Source organism: Nocardia sp. NPDC003963, assembly GCF_053605105.1.
Genome location: NZ_JBSGIP010000115.1, coordinates 1 through 2,570, shown reverse-complemented (window position 1 = coordinate 2,570; position 2,570 = coordinate 1). Strand labels below are relative to the sequence as shown.

Sequence of the window (2,570 nt, the reverse complement as noted above, 5' to 3'; positions counted from 1 at the left end):
GAGCGGATGTACCGCACCGGCGACCTGGTGCGCTGGACCGCCGCGGGTGAGCTGGAGTATCTGGGTCGTACCGATTTCCAGGTGAAGTTGCGTGGGCTGCGGATCGAACTCGGCGAGATCGAATCCGCGCTGCTGGCCCAGCCTCAGGTGGGACAGGCTGTGGTGACGGTCGCGGTATCGCCGCTGGGCGAACAGCTGATCGCCTATGTCGTGCCGACGGTGGGCTCGCGGATCGAATCCGCGGAATTGCTCGACGCGGTGCGTGCGGTCCTGCCGGCGTACATGGTGCCGGCGACCGTGATGGCACTGGACGAGTTCCCGTTGAACCCGTCCGGCAAGCTGGATCGCAAGGCATTGCCGCAGCCGCGGTTCGAGGCGCAGGAGTTCCGGGCGCCGTCGACCCCGATCGAGGAGATCGTGGCCGGGGTCTACGCCGATGTGCTCGGTGCCGAGCGGATCGGTGCCGACGACGACTTCTTCGCGCTCGGCGGCAACTCGCTGATCGCGACCCAGGTCGCGGCTCGGCTCGGCCGGGCACTGGATGTCGATGTCCCGGTGCGCGTCCTGTTCGAAGCGCCCACCGTGGCCGCCCTGGCCGCACGCGCGGAACTGCGGTCCGAGGCCGGCGCGCGGGCGGCACTGGTGCCGCAGCCGCGGCCGACCCGGGAACTCGCGACGGGTGAACTCGTGGAGCGGGTGCCGCTGTCACTGGCGCAGCAGCGGATGTGGTTCCTGAACCGGTTCGACCCGGATTCGTTCGTGGACAACATCCCGGTCGCGATGCGCCTGTCCGGTGATCTCGATACGGCCGCCCTGCGCGCCGCCGTCGCCGATGTACTGGCGCGGCACGAATCGCTGCGCACCTTCTACCCGGAGGTCGACGGGACCCCGTTCCAGCAGGTATTGCCGGCGGCCGAGGTGGCCCCGGAGCTGACGCCGGTCGAGGTCGCGGCGGCCGATCTGCCCGCACGGCTCGCGGAACTGGTGACGTCGGGCTTCGACGTTACCGCGAGCGTGCCGTTCCGGGCCCGGCTGTTCCGGCTGGACGCGTCCGACCATGTACTCGGCTTCGTCGTCCATCACATCTCCGGTGACGGTTTCTCGATGGCGCCGCTGCTGCGCGATGTGGTGACCGCGTATGTGGCACGTACCGCCGGCGATGCCCCCGGCTGGGCGCCGCTGGAAGTGCAGTACGCCGATTTCGCGCTGTGGCAGCGGCAGGTACTGGGTTCGGAGAACGATCCCGAATCGGTGATCAATCAGCAGATCTCGTACTGGTCGCGGGAGCTGGCCGGGCTGCCGGATCAGCTGGATCTCCCGGCGGACCGGGCGCGGCCCGCAATCTCCTCGGGCCGGGGCGCGACCCACGCGTTCGAGATCGACGCCGAAACCCATGCCGGACTCGCCGAATTGGCGCGGGCCGAGGGCGCGACCCTGTTCATGGCCGTGCACGCGGCATTCGCGGTACTGCTGTCGCGGTTGTCCGGGGAAACCGATATCGCGATCGGCACCCCGATCGCGGGTCGTGGTGAACGCGCACTCGACGATCTGATCGGTATGTTCGTCAACACGCTGGTGCTGCGGACGCCGGTCGATTCCGGAGCCGGATTCACCGAGCTGCTGAGTTCGGTGCGCGTGGCCGATATCGCCGCGTTCGGGCATGCCGATCTGCCGTTCGAACGGCTGGTGGAGATCCTCAACCCGGTGCGGTCGCAGGCCCGGCATCCGCTGTTCCAGGTGATGCTGGCGTTGCAGAACACGCCGCCGGTGCACACCGAGCTGTCCGAACTGTCGGTCAGCGCGGTCGAGATGCCCCTGGAAACCGCGAAATTCGATCTGCAGCTGGATCTGAGCGAGCGGAACGCGGCGGCGGGGATCGACGCGGTCTTCACCTACGCGACCGATCTGTTCGACCGCGAGACCATCGTGCGGTTCGCCCAGCGGTTCGCCCGGTTGCTCAAGGCCGTGGTCAAGACTCCGGAACGTCCGCTGGGTGATCTGCCGCTGCTGGACGCGCTGGAAGCGTCGGCGGTACTGCGCGGCGGATACGGTCCGGAGCACGCGGTGGATCCGGCCGCGACGCTGGCCGGTCTGTTCGCCGACCGGGCCGCGCTGACTCCGGAAGCGCCCGCGGTGACGTTCGAGGGGACAGGTCTGTCCTACGCCGAGTTCGCCGGGCGGGTGAACCGCTTGGCGCGGCATCTGATCTCGCTGGGTGTCGGGCCCGATGTCCCGGTGGCGCTGGGTATGCGGCGTTCGCTGGATCTGGTCGTGGCGATGTACGCGGTGGTCACCGCCGGTGGTGCCTATGTACCGCTGGATCCGGAGCAGCCGGCCGAGCGCATCGAGTACATCCTGGCCACGGCGGATCCGGTCTGCGTACTGACGAGTTCGGCGGACGAATTCACCGCGGCGGATCGCCCGGTGGTTGTTGTCGACGAGATCGATCTGTCGGGTTACGCGGATGCCGAGATCACGGATGTGGATCGGGTGGCGCCGTTGCGGGCGTCGAATACGGCGTATGTGATTTTCACGTCGGGTTCGACGGGTCGTCCGAAGGGTGTGGCTGT

The 2,570-nt window shown here is 68.4% G+C and carries 1 protein-coding gene; it reads left to right on the top strand.

Translation table 11 applies throughout. The annotated features are described in order from the left end of the window. The coding region (locus ACWEWT_RS38565; protein ID WP_452565900.1) for a condensation domain-containing protein at positions 1–2,570 on the top strand (2,570 nt) is incomplete at both ends.